Origin of the sequence: Kitasatospora sp. NPDC051705, from assembly GCF_044453265.1 — a bacterium.
GTDB lineage: Bacteria > Actinomycetota > Actinomycetes > Streptomycetales > Streptomycetaceae > Kitasatospora.
On record NZ_JBITCO010000004.1, the window covers coordinates 218153 to 234982 of the forward strand.

The 16830-nt window shown below is 74.9% G+C and carries 13 protein-coding genes; 6 read left to right on the forward strand and 7 right to left on the reverse strand.

The features are described 5' to 3' along the window. Positions 1-183 precede the first annotated feature (183 nt). Positions 184-990, forward strand: coding sequence for an MHYT domain-containing protein (locus ACIA8Q_RS07540; RefSeq protein ID WP_360212570.1), 807 nt, complete (start codon positions 184-186; stop codon positions 988-990). Positions 991-1058: 68 nt separating this feature from the next. On the opposite strand, the gene ACIA8Q_RS07545 is transcribed toward ACIA8Q_RS07540, so the two are convergent. Together ACIA8Q_RS07545 and ACIA8Q_RS07550 are read right to left on the reverse strand one after the other, a co-directional pair. Next, the gene (locus ACIA8Q_RS07545; protein WP_387900820.1) at positions 1059-2771 is read right to left on the reverse strand and encodes a hydrogenase maturation protein; all 1713 of its coding nucleotides are present in this window, start codon (positions 2769-2771) and stop codon (positions 1059-1061) included. Between the two features lie 181 nt (positions 2772-2952). Then, complete coding sequence (locus tag ACIA8Q_RS07550; protein ID WP_396316883.1) at positions 2953-3876, reverse strand: DUF4231 domain-containing protein; 924 nt, start codon at positions 3874-3876, stop codon at positions 2953-2955. A gap of 128 nt (positions 3877-4004) precedes the next feature. Here ACIA8Q_RS07550 and ACIA8Q_RS07555 point away from each other — a divergent pair, with 128 nt between their 5' ends. Further along, complete coding sequence (locus ACIA8Q_RS07555) at positions 4005-4454, forward strand: VOC family protein (RefSeq protein WP_360212576.1); 450 nt, start codon at positions 4005-4007, stop codon at positions 4452-4454. 25 nt (positions 4455-4479) lie between these two features. On the opposite strand, the gene ACIA8Q_RS07560 is transcribed toward ACIA8Q_RS07555, so the two are convergent. The 3 genes from ACIA8Q_RS07560 to ACIA8Q_RS07570 all read right to left on the reverse strand — a co-directional run bounded on the left by ACIA8Q_RS07560 (position 4480) and on the right by ACIA8Q_RS07570 (position 6671). Further along, positions 4480-4899, reverse strand: a complete 420-nt coding sequence (locus tag ACIA8Q_RS07560) for a PIN domain nuclease (RefSeq protein WP_360212578.1) — start codon at positions 4897-4899, stop codon at positions 4480-4482. Beyond that, positions 4896-5096, reverse strand: coding sequence for a type II toxin-antitoxin system VapB family antitoxin (locus ACIA8Q_RS07565; RefSeq protein ID WP_360212580.1), 201 nt, complete (start codon positions 5094-5096; stop codon positions 4896-4898). Before ACIA8Q_RS07565 ends, ACIA8Q_RS07560 begins: the two co-directional genes overlap by 4 nt. Positions 5097-5210: 114 nt before the next feature. After that, positions 5211-6671 carry an NCS2 family permease gene (locus ACIA8Q_RS07570; protein ID WP_360212582.1) on the reverse strand — a complete coding sequence of 487 codons (1461 nt, stop codon included), beginning with the start codon at positions 6669-6671 and terminating at the stop codon, positions 5211-5213. Positions 6672-6976: 305 nt separating this feature from the next. Here ACIA8Q_RS07570 and ACIA8Q_RS07575 point away from each other — a divergent pair, with 305 nt between their 5' ends. Beyond that, complete coding sequence (locus tag ACIA8Q_RS07575; RefSeq protein ID WP_360212584.1) at positions 6977-7279, forward strand: DUF2530 domain-containing protein; 303 nt, start codon at positions 6977-6979, stop codon at positions 7277-7279. Positions 7280-7331: 52 nt separating this feature from the next. After that, a complete protein-coding gene (locus tag ACIA8Q_RS07580; RefSeq protein ID WP_360212586.1) occupies positions 7332-9782 on the forward strand; it encodes an HAD-IC family P-type ATPase in 2451 nt (816 codons plus the stop codon). 114 nt (positions 9783-9896) lie between these two features. Here the strand turns inward: ACIA8Q_RS07580 and ACIA8Q_RS07585 are convergent, their stop codons facing one another. Further along, positions 9897-13193: a sacsin N-terminal ATP-binding-like domain-containing protein gene (locus ACIA8Q_RS07585; protein ID WP_360212588.1), complete on the reverse strand. Its 3297-nt coding sequence runs from the start codon at positions 13191-13193 to the stop codon at positions 9897-9899. Between the two features lie 178 nt (positions 13194-13371). Further along, positions 13372-14253, reverse strand: coding sequence for a DUF3027 domain-containing protein (locus ACIA8Q_RS07590; RefSeq protein ID WP_360212590.1), 882 nt, complete (start codon positions 14251-14253; stop codon positions 13372-13374). A 618-nt stretch (positions 14254-14871) separates the two neighbouring features. Between ACIA8Q_RS07590 and ACIA8Q_RS07595 the strand changes: the two genes are divergently transcribed. Both ACIA8Q_RS07595 and ACIA8Q_RS07600 read left to right on the forward strand, forming a co-directional pair. Next, positions 14872-16218, forward strand: coding sequence for an MFS transporter (locus tag ACIA8Q_RS07595; protein WP_387901038.1), 1347 nt, complete (start codon positions 14872-14874; stop codon positions 16216-16218). Between the two features lie 72 nt (positions 16219-16290). Next, entirely contained in the window at positions 16291-16821 is a 531-nt protein-coding gene (locus ACIA8Q_RS07600; protein ID WP_360212592.1) for a hypothetical protein, read from the forward strand. Positions 16822-16830: the final 9 nt, after the last annotated feature.

Below are 16830 nucleotides of genomic sequence, written 5' to 3' on the forward strand. Positions count from 1 at the left end.
GTGCCGCCGCCGGGCAGTGGCTACTGTCCCCGTTGTCAGGGGCACCACACGCCCAGGTCTCCCCACGGCGGAGCCCTCGTCCTCCCGCGCCCACCCGCGCGTTCCACCGGCCGACCCGTTCCGGCCCACCGCCTCCGCCCGAGCCCTGGCGCCCGCATCCCCTCATCCCTCCAGGGAGCTCTCTTGGGTGAGATCCACCATGCCGACCACGGCTGGGTGACACCGGCGGTCTCGTACTTCATCGCCTGCGTGGGCGCCTTCGTCGCGCTGCGCAGCGCCCGTTGGGCCCTCGTCTCGCAGGGCCGCACCCGCGCGGTCTGGCTGCTCTTCGCCTCCAGCTCGCTCGGGGCCGGCATCTGGTCCATGCACTTCATCGCGATGCTCGGTTTCTCCGTCAGCGGGGTCGAGATCCGCTACCGGCCCGGGCTCACCGTGCTCAGCCTCGTGGTCGCCGTCGCCGTCGTCGGCGTCGGGCTGTTCACCGTCGGGTACAGCCGCAGGCCCGTCCTGTCGCTGCTGGCCGGCGGCCTGACCACCGGGCTCGGCGTCGCCGCCATGCACTACCTGGGCATGGCGGCGATGGTCCTGCCCGGCCACCTCGGCTACGACCACGTCACCGTCGGACTCTCCGTCGGGATCGCGGTGTTCGCCGCGACGGCGGCGCTCTGGGCCGCCCTGAACATCCGCGGCACGCTCGCCGTCCTGGCGGCCGCGCCGGTGATGGGCGTGGCGGTCTGCGCGATGCACTACACCGGCATGGCGGCGCTCTCGGTGCGACTGGACCCGGCGCAGTCCGTCCAGAGCGGGGTGATGGCGCTCCAGTTCATCTTCCCGCTGGGCGTCGGGCTCGGCTGCTACGTCTTCTTCGGCTCGCTGGCCTTCGCGGTCTCCCCCAGCCGCGCCTCCTCGCAGCCCCTGCTGGCCGGACCGGCGGCCCCGCTGGTGCCGCGGCAGCGGCGGCCGCTGAACCGGGTCGGCGCCCAGCGCTGAACCCCCGGCGCGGCGGCGCCCGGCCGGGTCCCCCACCCCGGCCGGGCGCCGCCGCGCGATGACCCCGGCTACTCCGGACGGCCGAGCAGTCCGGTCAGGTGCGCCGGCGTGGCCACCGGGCAGACCTTGTGCACGAAGTCCCGCCGCAGCGCGTGGTACGGCTCGCCGGCCCGGTAGAAGTTGGCGTGCATCCGCCGCAGTTCCTCCGCCCGGTACTCGGCCAGCGGCTTCGCCTCCTCGTCGGCGGCCCGGCGGCGCTTCTTCTCCACCAGTCGCCCGGCGAGCTCGGGCGAGCCGCCGAGCCGGGCGGCCTCGCGGGCCACCCAGCGACGGAAGGCCGCGGCGTCCCCGCCGCGGGTGCGGTCCACCAGCCCGATCCGGCGGGCCTGTTCGGCGCCGACCGGCAGCGCCTCCGTGGTGAGCCGCTCGGCCCGCTCGGCGCCGACCCGGGCGGGCAGGGTGTACGTCCAGTACTCGGAGCCGTACAGGCCCATCAGCCGGTAGTGCGGGTTGAGCACCGCCGACTCCCGGCACCACACCTCGTCCGCGGCGAGCGCCAGCATCAGGCCGCCGGCCGCCGCGTTCCCGGCCAGTGCGGCGACGGTGAGCTTGTCGGTGGTGGTGAGGACCGCGTGGACGAGGTCGTCCATCGCGTTGATGTTCTCCCAGGACTCCAGCGCCGGGAAGGACGCGCCCTCGATGACGTTGAGGTGGATCCCGTTGGAGTAGAAGTCCCGGGGCGCGCCGAGCACCAGCACCGAGGTGGGCCGGTCGGCCGCCTCCACGTAGGCGGCGAGCAGCCGGCGGCACTGCCCGGTGTCCATCGCACCGCCGGCGTGGGCGAACTCCAGGAAGCCGACGTCGCCCTCCTCGCGGTAGCGCAGCTCCGACCAGGTGTCCCGGCGGGCCGCCGACGACGGGCTCACCGGCACCTCGCGGACCCGGTGCAGCCGGTCGGCGAGCACCGTCGCGGCCGGCAGCTTGAAGGTGGCCGGGCCGCCGGGGGTGCGGCGCGGGCGCAGCTGCGGGATCCACACCGCGCCGTCCGTGGTGGCCCGGCAGATCGCGCCGTCGCGGGTGGCGAGCACGGCGCCGGGCACCGGGCCGCGCAGCTCGTCCTCGGGGTGGCCGCCGTGCAGGAAGTACTCGCGGCCGTACAGCTCGTCGAGCACACCGGGCTGGGAGTCGGCGGCCCGCAGCTTGCGCAGCACCGTCGCGGTGTCGTCCGCGGCCCAGTCGATCCGCCGGTCCCCCTGCCGGAGCGGCGGCCGCAGCCTCCCGTGGACGTCCGGCCGGCCGTAGTCGAGCGGTTCGGGGGTGAACAGCCCGCCCTGGAAGCGCTGGACGGCGAGCAGGACGGCCTCGACGGCGGCGTCGGCGACCTCGCCGCGGTACAGCTCGCTCTTGCCGCAGGCGGTGACGGGGAACTCGACGGACGCCCAGACGTCACCGGCGTCCATCTCCTCGACGGCCTGCAGGACGGTCACGCCCCAGCGCTCCGCCCCCTCGGTGATCGCCCAGTCGAGCGAGGAGGGGCCGCGGTCGCCCTGCGGGCCGGGGTGCACGATCAGGACGGTCCGGGTGGACCAGATGTCCTCCGGCACGGCCTTGGTGAGCATCGGGCAGACGATGAGCTCGGGGTCGGTGTCGGCCACCGCCGCCCGCATCCGCTCCTCGTCGAGGGCGAGTCGGACGGCCACCCGGTGGCCGCGCTCGCGCAGCTCGGTGTGGACGCGCTGGGTCAGGCTGTTGAACGCGCTGGTGATCAGGAGAATGCGCAAGAAGGGCCTCCGGGCAGGACTGGGGGTCGCGCGGAGGCGATGAAACCAGGGCATGGACACGTAATGATTACGTTCCGCGGCTCCCCGCCCGACCCTCACGCACCCCGCACACCTGTGCCCCCGGGATGGTCCCTGCTTCGCCGGATCTCCCCAGCCCCTCCCCCGAGTTGAAGCCTCCCGGCTACCTCGGGAACGCCCGGCGGGCCCGCCAGGTGGTGTGCTCGCGGGACACCGCGTCCTCCGCCTCGGCGGCCAGCCGGGCCCAGCGCGCCTCGGCGTCCGGCGCCCGCAGGTCGAGGTCGGAGAGCTGGTTGCCGACGTTCTCCAGCTCGCGCGCGGCCAGCTGGTAGGCGGCGGCCAGCGGGCGCAGCTGCTTGAGCTGCGTCCAGGCGATGACGGCGGCCGCCGCGGCCGAACTGGCCCCGAACACGTGCACCTGGAGGGCTCCGGTCGCCTGGGCGATGGCCGCCGCCGCACCGATGATGATCAGCGCGGCGATGCCCAGCCCCCAGGACACCGCCTGCGTCTCGCACGCCTCGGCCCGGGCGCGGTACCAGGTGCGCTGCCCCTCCACCCGGGTGCGCAGGTAGAGCGTGCGGCGGGCGGTCAGGCTCCCGGCCCGCACCCGCCGCATCTCCTCGGTGATCTCCGGGACGGTGCCGGGCGGCACGATCTCCGGGTCCTCGAAGGCCCGCAGCACGTCCTCGAGCTGGAGCAGGTAGCCGCGGTCGACGTCCGCGGAGTCCGCCCCGCCGTCGAACGGCCGGGCCCGGACGGTGTACTTCCAGGCCAGCGTCTTGACCGACTCGGCCGCCGCCCTGGCCTCGTACCACCGCCCCTGCGGGTTGCCGCGGCGCAGCCGCGACCAGAAGTAGCCGGCGATCAGGAAGGCGGCCACCGAGAACAGTGGCGTGATGTCGCTGTCGCCCTTGTGGTCCGGGCCGGGGAACGAGCCGATCACGGCCGCGATCACCAGCATCGCGATCAGTCCGCGGTACCAGCGCAGCGTCTCGCGCTGGCCGTCCAGCGAAGCCTTGTCCGCCGTCCAGAACAGGTCCGGCAGCAGCTTCGCCTCGTCCCCCCCGGGCGGATCCTGTTGCACCATCGGTCGCGTCCCCTCCCCGTGTCCGTCCAGGCAGTATTCCCACCGCCAACTGCCCTCAACAGTCGCCTTTTTGACATTGTGCGAGCCGGTCGTTGCCCGCACCCCGCGACACCGGTAGAACCGGTTACATGCCGCTGCACTGGAAGCTCGTCATCGACTGCGCCGACCCGAACCGGCTCGCCGCCTTCTGGGCCGCCGCCCTCGACTACGCCCTCGAGGAGCACACCGCCCTGATCACCCGGCTGCTCGACGCCGGGGCCGTCGCCCCGGACGCCGTCACCGAGGTCGACGGCCACCCCGCCTGGCGCTCCCTCGCCGCCGTCCGCCACCCCGACGACCCGTACGACCCCGCGACCGGCACCGGTCTCGGCCGCCGCGTGCTCTTCCAGGCCGTCCCCGAGCCCAAGCAGGGCAAGAACCGCCTCCACCTCGACGTCCACCCGGGCCAGGGCGAGCGCGCGTCCACCGTCGCCCGTCTGAGCGCGCTCGGCGCCACCGTCCTGCGCGACGTCGAGGAACCGGGCGGCGCCTGGACGGTCATGGCCGACATCGAGGGCAACGAGTTCTGCGTGCACTGACCCGGCCACCCGCCCCGGCGGGAAGTCAGTCGGCGGATCCGGCCGGCACGACCCAGCGAGCGGGCTGCCCGGTGATCGACGCGATCATGTCGTAGTCGCCGTCGTAGTGCAGCACCGTGACCCCGTGCCGCTCGGCCGTGGCGGCGATCAGCATGTCGGCCATCGACAGGGCGCGGTGGTGGCCCCGGAACAGCGCACGACGCTGGACGTCCTTCGCCCGGTCCCAGACCTCGTCGGTGCACGGCAGGTAGTCGAAACCCCTGAGCAGGTGGCTCAGCCGGTCCGCCTCCGCCGCGCTCCGGGCGCTGTGCAGCACCTCCATCTCGACCGCCGCGCTGACCGCCAGGAGCGCGCGCTGCGAGAGGTCGTCGAGAACCGGCCGCACCGTCGGCTTCCCCCAGCGTGCCAGGGCCGACTTGTCGATCAGGTAGCGCTCCCGGGTCACGCCGCAGCCGACTCGCCCGGCTCGGCGAGGAGGTCGAACTCCCCACTGGCGATGGCGTCGGCGAGCTCTATCCGGCGGGCCAGCTTCACGGCCTCCAGCAGCGCCGCATTGACCGTGGCGACCTTGGTGGTCGTGCCGAACAGGCGCTGCGCCTCGGCCAGGAGGTCGTCGTCGAGGTCGATCACCGTACGCGTCATGGCCGTTCCTCCCTGGGGCGACAACAGAAAAACGATATCAGCCGCGGCGCCTTCGCGATATCGAACGGCCCCGCGCTCCACGGGGAGCACGGGGCCGCGGGCGTACCGGAGCCGTCAGAGCAGGCCGAGCGCCGGCATCAGGTAGTAGAAGGCGAACACCGCCGCGACCGCGTACATCGGGACGGGCACGCTGCGGCCCCGGCCGGCCGCCAGCCGCAGGATGCAGAAGGCGATGAACCCGAAGCCGATGCCGTTGGTGATCGAGTAGGTGAAGGGCATCATCACGATGGTCAGGAAGGCCGGGATCGCGATGGTGTAGTCCGCCCAGTCGATCTCCTGGACGGAGTTCGCCAGGATCAGGAAGCCGACGGTGACCAGGGCCGGGGTGGCGGCCTGGGCCGGGACCATGGTGGCGAGCGGGGTGAGGAAGAGCGCCACCGCGAACAGCAGGCCGGTGACGATCGAGGCGAAGCCGGTGCGGGCGCCCTCGCCGACTCCGGCGGTGGACTCGACGAAGCAGGTGTTGGCGGAGGAGGAGGTGGCGCCGCCGGCCGCGGTGGCGATGCCGTCGACCATCAGGATCCGGTTGATGCCCGGCAGGTCGCCCTTCTCGTCGAGCAGGTGCGCCTCGTCGGCGACGCCGAGGATGGTGCCCATCGCGTCGAAGAAGCAGGACATCAGCACGGTGAAGACGAACAGCACGCCGGTCAGCACGCCGACCTTGCCGAAGCCTCCGAACAGGCTGACCTGGCCGACCAGGCCGAAGTCCGGGGCGGCGACCGGGTTGCCGGGCCAGGCCGGGACGGTCAGGCCCCAGCTGAGCGCCGGGACGTCCGCGAACTTGTCGATCACCACGGCGAGCACGGTGCTCGCGACGATGCTGATCAGGATCGCGCCGGGCACCTTGCGGACGACCAGCACCAGGGTGAGCACCAGGCCGAACACGAAGACCAGCACCGGCCAGCCGAGCAGGTGGCCGGTGGCGCCGAGCTGCAGCGGGACGGTGGTGTGCGCGGCGTCCGGGATGCGGCTGACGAAGCCGGAGTCGACCAGCCCGACGAGGGTGATGAACAGGCCGATGCCGATCGCGATGGCCTTGCGCAGGCCGAGCGGCACCGCGTTCATGACCCGCTCGCGCAGACCGGTGGCGACCAGCAGCATGATCGCGAAGCCGGCCAGCACGACCATGCCCATGGCGTCCGGCCAGGTCATCCTGGGGGCGAGCTGGAGCGCCACGATGGTGTTGACGCCGAGGCCGGCGGCCAGTCCGATCGGGACGTTGCCGATCACGCCCATCAGCAGGGTGGTGAGGGCGGCGGTGAGGGCGGTGGCGGTGACCAGCTGGGCGCTGTCCAGGTGGGCCCCGGTCATGTCCGTGGCGCTGGCCAGGATGATCGGGTTGAGCACCAGGATGTAGGCCATGGTGAAGAAGGTGGCCACGCCGCCGCGGATCTCCCGCGGCAGGGTGGAGCCGCGCTCGCTGATCCGGAAGAAGCGGTCCAGGACGCCGGTGGGGGGATTCGGCTTGCTGGAGGAGGGGTCGGGCGACTCGGTGGCCGGCTGGACCACAGGCATGCGTGCGTCCTCTGTGGGGGAGCTGAGGAGGGGGAGAACGCCCGTGGCGACGGTGGCCGGGCGCGGAACTTCAAGTATGGTTTCCCGATCGCACACGCGCTATCTTCGCGCGTAGAACGACACTTGGGGCAGGAATCCGCGGAGATCCGGCGCGCCGGCCGCCGGGAATCCGGTGCGCGCGGCACGGATCCGGCGAGCGCCCGGCACGGATCCGGCGGGTGCCGGGCACGGATCCGCCGACCGCCCGGCGAGCGGCTCCCCGTCCCGGGGCGGCCGACCACCCGCCGCACCGTACGCTAGGCCCCATGCCCAAGACGCCGCTGCACCCCTCGCCCCCTCCGCTGGAGGCCAACGACGTCGCCATCGTCGGCGGTGGCACGGTGCTGTGGTTCGTCGCCTTCCTGGCCCTCGTCCCCTTCCAGGGCACCCTCTCCGACCACGGCCACGGCACCTGGCCGTGGATCTGCCTGTCCGGGGGCCTGCTCGGCCTGATCGGCCTCTGGTACTGCCGCGCCCGCCGGGACGCGATCGCCCGCGACCGCGCCGCCGCGGCCGCCGCGGGGGCGGGCGGGGACGGCGGCCAGGACCCGGCCACCCAGTCGGACTGAATAGTCCTTTAGTAGCACGCATCGGACATAAGGCACCCGTAGAGTCGGTGCCATGACGCAGCCTGCCCACTCCTCGGAAGAGCAGCCCGCGGACGGCGCCCGCCCCGACGGTGCGCACCCGCTCGGCCTGCTGCCCGGCCGACGCGGCGGCCTGACCGCCGCCGAGGTCGCCGAGCGCGTCGCGCGGGGCCAGGTCAACGACGTTCCCGTCCGGTCCAGCCGCTCCACCAAGGAGATCGTCCGGGCGAACGTCTTCACCCGCTTCAACGCGATCATCGGCGTGATGTTCGGGATCATCCTGGTCGTCGGTCCGATCCAGGACGGTCTGTTCGGCCTGGTCATCGTCGCCAACACGGCGATCGGCATCGTCCAGGAGCTGCGCGCGAAGAAGACCCTGGACAGCCTGGCCCTGATCGGCGAGGCCCGCCCCCAGGTGCGCCGCGACGGCGCCGTCGAGCAGATCGCCGTCGGCGGGATCGTGCTCGACGACACCGTGCTGCTGGGCATCGGCGACAAGGTCATCGTCGACGGCGAGGTCACCGAGGCGGACGGCCTGGAGATCGACGAGTCGCTGCTCACCGGCGAGCCCGACCCGGTCCTCAAGCAGCCCGGCGACCAGGTGATGTCCGGCAGCTTCGTGGTGGCCGGGGCGGGCGCGTTCACCGCCACCAAGGTCGGCCGCGAGGCGTACGCCGCACAGCTCGCCGAGGAGGCCAGCCGGTTCACCCTGGTCAAGTCGGAGCTGCGCAGCGGCATCGACAGCATCCTGCGGTTCATCACCTACCTGCTGATCCCCACCGCCATCGGTCTGATCATCAGCCAGCTGGCCGTCGAGGGCCGCGACTGGCGCGAGGCGGTGCGCCGGATGGTGGCCGGCATCGTCCCGATGGTCCCCGAGGGCCTCGTCCTGCTGACCTCGGTCGCCTTCGCGATCGGCGTGGTCCGGCTCGGCCGCAAGCAGTGCCTGGTCCAGGAGCTCCCCGCGATCGAGGGCCTGGCCCGGGTGGACACCGTCTGCCTCGACAAGACCGGCACCCTCACCGAGGGCGGCATGGACGTCGTCGACCTGCGGATCCTCTCCGACGGCGCTCCCGGAACGCCCGCCCCGGCCGCCGTCGAGCACGCGCTCGGCGTGATGGCCGGCGCCGACGCCCGCCCCAACCCCTCCATGCAGGCCGTCATCGACGCCTACGGGCGCGGCGACGACGGCCGGGGGGACGGCTGGCGGGTGATCGAGGCGATGCCGTTCTCCTCCGCCCGCAAGTGGAGCGGCGTGCAGCTGCTGGAACCGCACGGCGGCGAGGCCAGCTGGCTGCTCGGCGCCCCGGACGTCCTGCTGCCCGCCGGGCACCCCGCGCTCGCCGAGGTCGACGAGCTCGGGGCCAGGGGCCTGCGGGTGCTGCTGCTCGGCCGCTCACCGGCCCCGCTCGACTCCCCGGACCCGGCGGCCGGGCTCGTCCCGCTCGCCCTGGTGGTGCTCCAGCAGCGGCTGCGCCACGACGCGGCCGACACCCTGCGCTACTTCGAGGGCCAGCGGGTCCAGGCCAAGGTCATCTCCGGCGACGCGGCCGTCGCGGTCGGCGCGGTCGCCGCCCACCTCGGCCTGCCCGGCGCCGACCACCCGCTGGACGCCCGGACCCTGCCCACCGAGCCGGAGGCCCTCGCGGACACCGCCGAGCGGACCACCGTCTTCGGCCGGGTCACCCCGCAGCAGAAGCGCCAGCTGGTCGGCGCCCTGCAGTCCCGCGGCCACACCGTGGCGATGACCGGCGACGGCGTCAACGACGTGCTCGCGCTCAAGGACGCCGACATCGGCGTGGCCATGGGCACCGGCAGCGACGCCACCCGGGCCGTCGCCCAGATCGTGCTGCTGAACGACTCCTTCGCCACCCTGCCCTCGGTGGTCGCCGAGGGCCGCCGGGTGATCGGCAACATCGAGCGGGTCGCCGGCCTGTTCCTGGTCAAGACGGTCTACTCGGTGCTGCTGGCGCTGCTGGTGATCTTCACCCACTCGCCGTACCCGTTCCTGCCCCGGCACTCCACCGTGCTCTCCACGCTCACCATCGGTGTGCCGGCCTTCTTCCTCGCCCTCGCACCCAACAACGAACGGGCCCGCACCGGCTTCGTCCGGCGCGTGCTCAGGCTCGCCGTCCCCGGCGGCGTCATCGCCGGGACGGGCACCTTCGTCGCCTACTCGCTGGCCCGTGCCGACCACGCCACCGACCTCAAGGCCGACACCAGCGTGGCCACCCTGACGCTCTTCCTGATCGCCCTCTGGGTGCTCGCCATCGTCGCCCGCCCGTACAACTGGTGGCGGCTGCTGCTGATCGGCTGCATGGGCGGCGCCTTCGCCCTGGTCCTGCTGGTGCCCTGGCTGTCGGACTTCTTCCAGCTCTCCCTGGTCGGCACCCGGGACCCGTGGATCGGCGTCGGCGTCGCCCTGGTCTGCGGGGTGCTCCTGGAGATCACCTGGCACTTCGTGCAGCGCCGGGCGGACGACTGACCGGCGCGGGGCCGGACCGGCCCGCCCCACGACCGGGACCGGACCGGACCGGGCGGCCGCCCCGCCTGCTCAGCCGGCCCCGCCCGGTCAGTCCGGTCAGCCCGTTCGGCCCGGTCAGCCCTCGAAGTCCCGCGCCGCCGACAGCTCGTAGGCCCGGTCCGGCTCGCTGAGCGCGGCCAGCACCTCGAAGCGGCGGTGCCACTGCCCGACCGACCAGGCCAGCCCGGCCGCCAGGCCCTCCGGGGTGGCCGCGTGCAGCAGTCCGGGCACCGGCGGGAGCTCGAACTCGTCGTCCTCGTCGGCGGCCTCGGCCGTGTCCGGGTCGTACGGCGCCTCCGGCGCGTCCGCCCCGGTGTCCCAGCGCCAGTCCACCGCGGCCTCGGCGCCGTCCGGCCCGACCACCAGCAGCTCCTCGTGCTCCTCGTAGGCGACCGGGCAGCCGGGGAGCAGCTCCCGCACCACCGCGGGCACCCGGTGCAGCGTCCCCTCCGAGAGCACCCGCCCGCCGGCCACCTCGCTGGCGAGCGAGACGTGCAGCCGCTCGGCCAGGTCGGCGGCGAGCGCCGGGGCGACCGGCAGCAGCGGGTAGCCGTGCAGCAGCTGGACCAGGTCGGGGGCGTCCGCGACGACCGCCTCGGTGGCGTCGACGATCACCGTGTGGGCCGGGCGGCGGCCGGTGTCCCGGTCCAGCGGTGGCAGCGCCCGCACCACGTCCAGCGGTTCGATCCGCTCCGCGTCGACCCGGGCCAGCGCACTGTGCACGCCGTGCAGTTGGCGGTGCCCGATCTCGGACGCCGGGTCGGTGAGCCGGTCCAGCACCTCGTCGGGGCCGTGCGGCTCGGCCAGCAGCGCCGCCAGCGTGGTGCGCACGCCCAGCGCGTGCAGGAACTGCTCGTCCAGCGTGGTGCGGGCCTCGTCGTAGAGGCCGCGCAGCAGCGGGTCGGCCCCCGCGGCGCGCAGCCCGGCGGGCTCGCGTCCGTCGAGCACCGGGTGGTCGCGCAGCCACCAGGCGGTGTAGGGCGGCAGGTCGGCGTAGGAGCCGTCGGGCAGCAGGGTGCGGACGGGGTTGACCACGGCGTCCCGGTACGGCGGGCGGGCGAGGGCGGCGAGCGCCTCGGGCCACGCGTCGTCGTCGACCAGGTCGAGGTCGCGCACGGCCAGCAGTTCGGCGGCCACCGGCGGCACGCCCACCGCGTCGTCGGCGTGCAGGGTCTCCAGCACCTCCTCGGCCCACTCGGCCAGGCCGTCGGGCGCCTCGTCGAGCAGTCCGGTGGGGTGGCCGCCGGCCGCGCGGTCGGCGGGGGCGGTGGGGTCGAGGCGCTCCAGGTCGTCCGGGTCGAGCACCACGTCCTCGGCGCGGACCAGCACGAAGTCGGCCAGCACGCCGACGGCGGTCAGCACCTCCGGGCCCCACCGGTCCAGCAGCTCGTCGTCCACCCAGCCGGCGTCCTCCTCCCGGGCGAGGGCGGCGAACGGGCTTCCGGGCAGGACGAGTTCACCGGCCCGGGCGGGCTCGCCCTCGTCGTCGAGCAGGGCCAGCCGGGCCAGCCAGGGGTGCTCGCCGGGGGCCGGGGCGGCGGCCCTGACCAGCGCCAGGACGGCGTCGGCGAGGTCCGCGGCGGCGTCCGGGTCGTCCTCGGCCAGGTCGTGCGAGCGGGCGACGGCGGCGCGCACCTCGGGGGTGTCGAGGACACCGGCCGGGGTGGCGGTGCCGGCGCCGAGCCGGGCCAGCAGCGGGTGGGCGGCCTCCGGGTGGGCCAGCCGCAGGTCGAGGGCGGCGAGCGCGCCGGCCAGCGACTCGGGGTAGCCGGGGAAGGCCGCCCAGTCCGCGTCCTCCGAGGGCAGCAGGACCCTCCGGGGGCCGGTGACGGTGCGGCCGTCGGCGAGCGGCACGGGCAGCGCGCCGAGCGCCTCCGGGTCGGCCGCGCCCAGCGCCGCGTACAGGTTGCGCCACCAGGCGGGCTCGCGGTCGAGGCCGCCGAGCTGGTCGACCACGTCGGCGAGCGGCACCCGGCGCACGTTCAGCACCCGCAGCTCGGTGCGGCGCTCCAGGCCGGCCGGCAGCAGCCCGGGGAAGATCGGCGCGAGCGCCTCGACCACCGAGCCGTCGGCGCCCTCCAGCAGGGTGGCGTCCCGCGGCCGCAGCGCGGGCGTGCCCTCCTCCACCGGGGCCGGGTGGGGCAGGAACGGGGTGCCGGGCAGCCGGGCGAGGACGGCCGCCCGCAGCGCGCTGTCGAGCGCGCCCCGGCCGAGCGGCCCGGGGACGAGTCCCAGCGAGCCGAGGTCGGCGCCGCGGGCCCGCAGCAGGTCGGCGTAGCTGTCGGCGGCGCGCTCGGTGAGGAAGTCGGCGAGCGGGCCGGCGGCCACGTGCCGGCGGGTGGAGTCCAGCGGGTAGGAGGCGATGAGCAGCGCGGGCAGGCCGATCGGCTCGTCGCTGGGGGTCGGGGCGTGCAGCACCGCGGCGATGCCGGGCGGCTGCGGGGTGCCGTCCGCGGCGACCGGCACGGCCCAGGTGACCGTCCAGTACGGGCGGGCGCGCTCCTCCGTCGGGCGGTCGGCGAGCAGTTCGGGGGCCAGGGTCCCGGTGGCGCCGGCGGTCTGCCAGACGGTCTGCCGCAGCCGGCCGCCCGCGTCGTCGGTGACGGTGACCTCGGTGACGCCGTCGGGGCGCGGCTCGGCGGCGGCCCGGGTGAGCGTCCGGGTGCCCTCCGGGGTCTCCACGACGACCTCGGCGAGGCCGGGCAGGGTCAGCAGCAGGGCGTCGTCGACGCCGGCCAGCAGACGGCGGGTCAGGTCCTCGGCGGCGGCGTCGCGCAGCGGCAGGACCACCACCGTGTCGTAGCCGTCCGGGGCCGGGCCCTCGGCCGCGAACGGCAGCCGCAGCAGCGGGACGTGGCCGTCCCGGCGGCGCAGTTCGTCGGCCAGCGCGGGCTGCGCGTCGGCCAGCGAGCGGGCCTCGCCGAGCGACCAGCGCACCCCGCCGGCGGCACCGAGCACGGCCGGCTCGTCGGTGACGGCGAGGACGGCGGCGAAGCCGACGCCGAACCGGCCGACGGCGGGTGCCTCGCCGCGCTTGGAGGAGGCGCGCAGGGTGGACAGCGACTCGACGGCGGCCGCGTCCAGCGGGGCCCCGGTGTTCGCGGCGGCCAGCACGCCGTCCGCGAGGGTGAGCCGCAGCCGGCCGGGACCGCGCCCGGCCCGGACCGCCGCGTCGGCGGCGTTCTGCGCCAACTCGACGACCAGGCGGTCGCGGTAGCCGCCGAGGGCGAGCTCCTCCTCGGCGTTGGCGTCCTCCCGGAACCGGGCCGGCGAGGCGGCCCAGGCGTCCAGCACCCGTCGGCGCAGCGCGGCGCTCCCGAAGGGGTCCGCGAGGTGCTCGTCCGTGCCGCTGCCGATGATCCGAGGTTCCACTGGACCCGCCGCCTTCCGCCGCCCTGTACTTCGTACGGGGGGCATTCTCCCCCGCCGCGCCCCCTGCTCCGGACCGCGCCCCCGCCCGCGCCGCCCGGTCCGGCCCGCGGGCCTCCCACCTCCGGAAACGGAGCGGCCCGCCCCACCGGTTCGGTGGGGCGGGCCGCGGACCGCGTGCTCAGGAGTGCCCGAGCTCCTCCGCCGGGGCGTCCGGCTCGACCGAGCCGGAGGCCCGGTCCGGGTGCAGCTGCAGCGGCTCGACCACCAGCTCGTCCAGGATCAGCTCGGACGGCGCCGGCGGGGCCGGGATGACGGCCGCCTCGGAGTGCCCGCCGCAGCCGTAGGCGAAGGAGACGATCTGGCCGTCGGCCGGGCCGAACTCGTTGCCGCACACGCCGAAGGCCTGACCGAGCGAGCCGCCGATCGGGATCAGGAAGCCGCAGCTGCCGCACGCGGCGGGCGCGGCCTGCGCCATCGGGGTCTGCGGGCCGTGGGCCTTCTCCCAGCGGTCGGCGGCCAGGTGCAGCCCGAGCCGGGAGAGCACCCGGCTGCGGCCCATGCCGAGCTCCTCGGCGACGGAGTTGATCTGCGCGCGGGCCGGCGCGGGCTGGATGCCCGGGTCGGTGACGACCAGGTCCTCCTCGGCCGCCAGGACGACCGCGGAGTTCGGCGCGGGCTCGTCCTCGCCGCTCCAGCCGGGCTCCAGACGGGCGTCGTCGGCGCCGGTCGGCAGCAGGTCGCCGGGGCCCATGTCGCCGGGGCGCAGCCGCTCGCTCCACGGCACCCACTCGGGGGCGAGGACGGCATCGGGGCCGGGCAGCAGCACGACCTCGTCGAGCGTGACGTTCTTGGCGCGCGGGGCGCGGGCGACGGTCACCGCCCAGTGCCAGCCGCGGTAGGCCGCGTCGAGGCACTCGAAGGTGTGGGTGACGACGCGCTCGGCGTCCGCCTGGGCACCGAGGTGCGGCCCGACGGTCTCCGGTCCGACGGCCTCCTCGGCTGCCTGACGGGCGAGTTCGACGGCGTCGGCACAGAGCCGGTCGGGGGTACGGCTTCGCATCGCAGCACTCACGGCGTCGATTCTCTCCCAGTTCTTCTGTCGCCCACGGCGTGTTGCCTGTCCCGTCGCGGCTCGGTAGTCCCTCGTCCATTCTGCGCGACCGGAGGCCGCCGCGGGTACCGGCCGCGCCGCCCGTCCGGGCCTGCAGGGGCCCTGGCGCCCGATGACCGGACCCTGGGCAGGCTACCCGTCGGTCGGTGCCGCGGCACAGTCCGGGGCGGTACCGGCCGTTCCGGAGAGCGTGCCGGGCCGCGCCGAACGGGGTCGAATCCCGCGTCACCACGGCGATTCTGGGGCAGGATGGGCAATGTGGCGGACGAGAACCCGTCGCAGCACCCACTGCGCGCCTCGCAGGCCGGCAGCCCCGACGAGGCGACCGCCGTGCCGCGACAGCAGCCCCAGGTCCTCGCTGCGGGCGAACCGCAGCCGGGGGGCCGTCCCGCGCCGCCCACCGCCGTCGTGAGCCTCCTGAAGACCGCTCCCGACCCCGGCCCCGGCCGGGGCGACGGGCCCGCCGGACACCCCGCGGACGACGCGGACGACACGGCGGTGCACACCCGGCACCTCACCGCCCTCGACGAGGACCTCGCCGAGGAGGCCGCCGAGCCGCACCGCAACCTGCTGGTCCGCACCGCCTCCGCGGCCGGCGCGCGCACCGGCCGGGTGGTGCACGGCACCGGCCGCCGGATCCGCAAGGCGACCTCCGCCGAGGGCGCCGGCGAGTCCGGCCTGGCGAAGCTGATCGAGCTGCACGCGCTGAACTCCTTCGGCGACATGCTGATCACCATCGCGCTGGCCTCGACCATCTTCTTCTCCGTGCCGACCGGCGAGGCCCGCGGCCGGGTCGCGCTCTACCTGCTGATCACGATGGCCCCGTTCGCAATCCTCGCCCCGGTGATCGGCCCGCTGCTGGACCGGCTGCCGCACGGCCGCCGGGCGGCGATGGCGATGTCGATGCTGGCCCGGGCGGTGCTGGCCTGGACGATGGCGGGGGTGATCGCGGGCGGCGGCCTGGCGCTGTACCCGGAGGCCCTGGGCGTGCTGGTGGCGTCCAAGGCCTACGGGGTGGTGCGCAGCGTCGTGGTGCCCCGGCTGCTGCCGAAGCAGCTGTCGCTCGTGAAGGCGAACTCCCGGGTCACCCTGGCCGGGCTGCTGGCCACCGGGGTGGCCGCCGGAGTGGGCGGCCTGCTGCACCTGATCGGGCCGGGCTGGCCGCTGCGCGGGGCCTTCCTGGTCTTCGTGATCGGCACCCTGATGGCCTTCCACCTGCCGCACGAGGTGGACTCGGCGAAGGGCGAGCAGCGGGCCGTCCTGCACGCCGAGGTCCACGGCGAGCACGCCCGGCCGGGAGCCAAGGCCCCGAAGGCCTCGCTGCGCACGGTCGGCCCGTCGGTGATCCTGGCGCTGCGGGCGATGTCGGCGCTGCGCTGGCTGGTCGGCTTCCTGGTGATGTTCCTGGCGTTCCTGCTGCGGGACGAGCCGATCGGCGGCCTGCAGCCGACGCTGGCGCTCGGCCTGGTGGCGCTCGCCGCGGGGACGGGCAACGCGCTGGGCTCGGTGCTGGGCTCCTGGCTGCGCACCCGCGGCCCGGAGGCGACGGTCACCGCGATGCTGCTGCTGGCGACCTGCGCCACCGCGGCGGCCGCGCTCTGGTACGGCGCGGTGACGGTGATCCTGGTCGCCGGCGTCGCCGGGGTGGCGGCCTCGCTGGGCAAGCTGGCGCTGGACGCGCTGATCCAGCGGGACGTCCCGGAGGCGGTGCGGACCTCGGCCTTCGCCCGTTCGGAGACGGTCCTGCAGCTGTCCTGGGTGGCGGGCGGCGCGGTCGGCATCGTGCTGCCGCTGAACGGGACGCTGGGGCTGTCGGTGGCCGCCGGGGTGGTCGGCCTGATGCTGCTGTGGACGGTCCACTCGCTCTTCCGGGTGGGCCTGCGCCGGCGCCCGGCGGCACCCCGGGTGGCGTGACCGGGCTCCGGGCAACACGCGGTGGCCGACCCCCGCGTAGCGTGATCGGCGAAGCCCGGTAGATTCTGACGCATGAGCCTCAATACCCGTGTCATCGCCGCCCTCGGCGCCGTCGTCGTGGTCGGTGTCGCCACGGTCGGCACCTCCGTCGCCATCGCGAGCGACCAGACCGAGCACAGCTCCCACCGCGCGACCATCACGGTCGGCAACTCCTCGATCGCCGCGGACCCGCTCTGCTTCAACGGCGGCAGCCCGATCACCGAGGACCTGCAGCAGGAGTGCCAGGACAAGGCCACCCAGGCCCTCAAGGACGGCACCCTGCCGACCTCCGACGTCGTGGTCAGCGACAACGTGGGCGTCGGCGTCTCCCCGAACGTGGCCGACCGCGGCTGGTGGGCCTTCACCAACGGCGGCTCGCAGGGCCAGGGCGGGCGCTACAGCCTGTTCTCGTACGCCAAGGGCGCGACCTACTCCGGCTCCCAGCAGGCCGCCAAGCTGCTGAACGCCTCCGGCAAGACCCTGGTCACCGTCGTCGAGGGCGACAAGAACTCGGACAACCCGGTCGCCGTCTGGTACTTCCAGCTGAACACCCAGGACAACTGACGGTCCTGC

Bases quoted from the DNA above. Each gene is read 5' to 3' on its own strand.
- ACIA8Q_RS07550 (WP_396316883.1), bottom strand. From the start codon at position 3,876: ATGGTGCAACAGGATCCGCCCGGGGGGGACGAGGCGAAGCTGCTGCCG.
- ACIA8Q_RS07555 (WP_360212576.1), top strand. From the start codon at position 4,005: ATGCCGCTGCACTGGAAGCTCGTCATCGACTGCGCCGACCCGAACCGG.
- ACIA8Q_RS07565 (WP_360212580.1), bottom strand. From the start codon at position 5,096: ATGACGCGTACGGTGATCGACCTCGACGACGACCTCCTGGCCGAGGCG.
- ACIA8Q_RS07570 (WP_360212582.1), bottom strand. From the start codon at position 6,671: ATGCCTGTGGTCCAGCCGGCCACCGAGTCGCCCGACCCCTCCTCCAGC.
- ACIA8Q_RS07575 (WP_360212584.1), top strand. From the start codon at position 6,977: ATGCCCAAGACGCCGCTGCACCCCTCGCCCCCTCCGCTGGAGGCCAAC.
- ACIA8Q_RS07580 (WP_360212586.1), top strand. From the start codon at position 7,332: ATGACGCAGCCTGCCCACTCCTCGGAAGAGCAGCCCGCGGACGGCGCC.
- ACIA8Q_RS07590 (WP_360212590.1), bottom strand. From the start codon at position 14,253: ATGCGAAGCCGTACCCCCGACCGGCTCTGTGCCGACGCCGTCGAACTC.
- ACIA8Q_RS07600 (WP_360212592.1), top strand. From the start codon at position 16,291: ATGAGCCTCAATACCCGTGTCATCGCCGCCCTCGGCGCCGTCGTCGTG.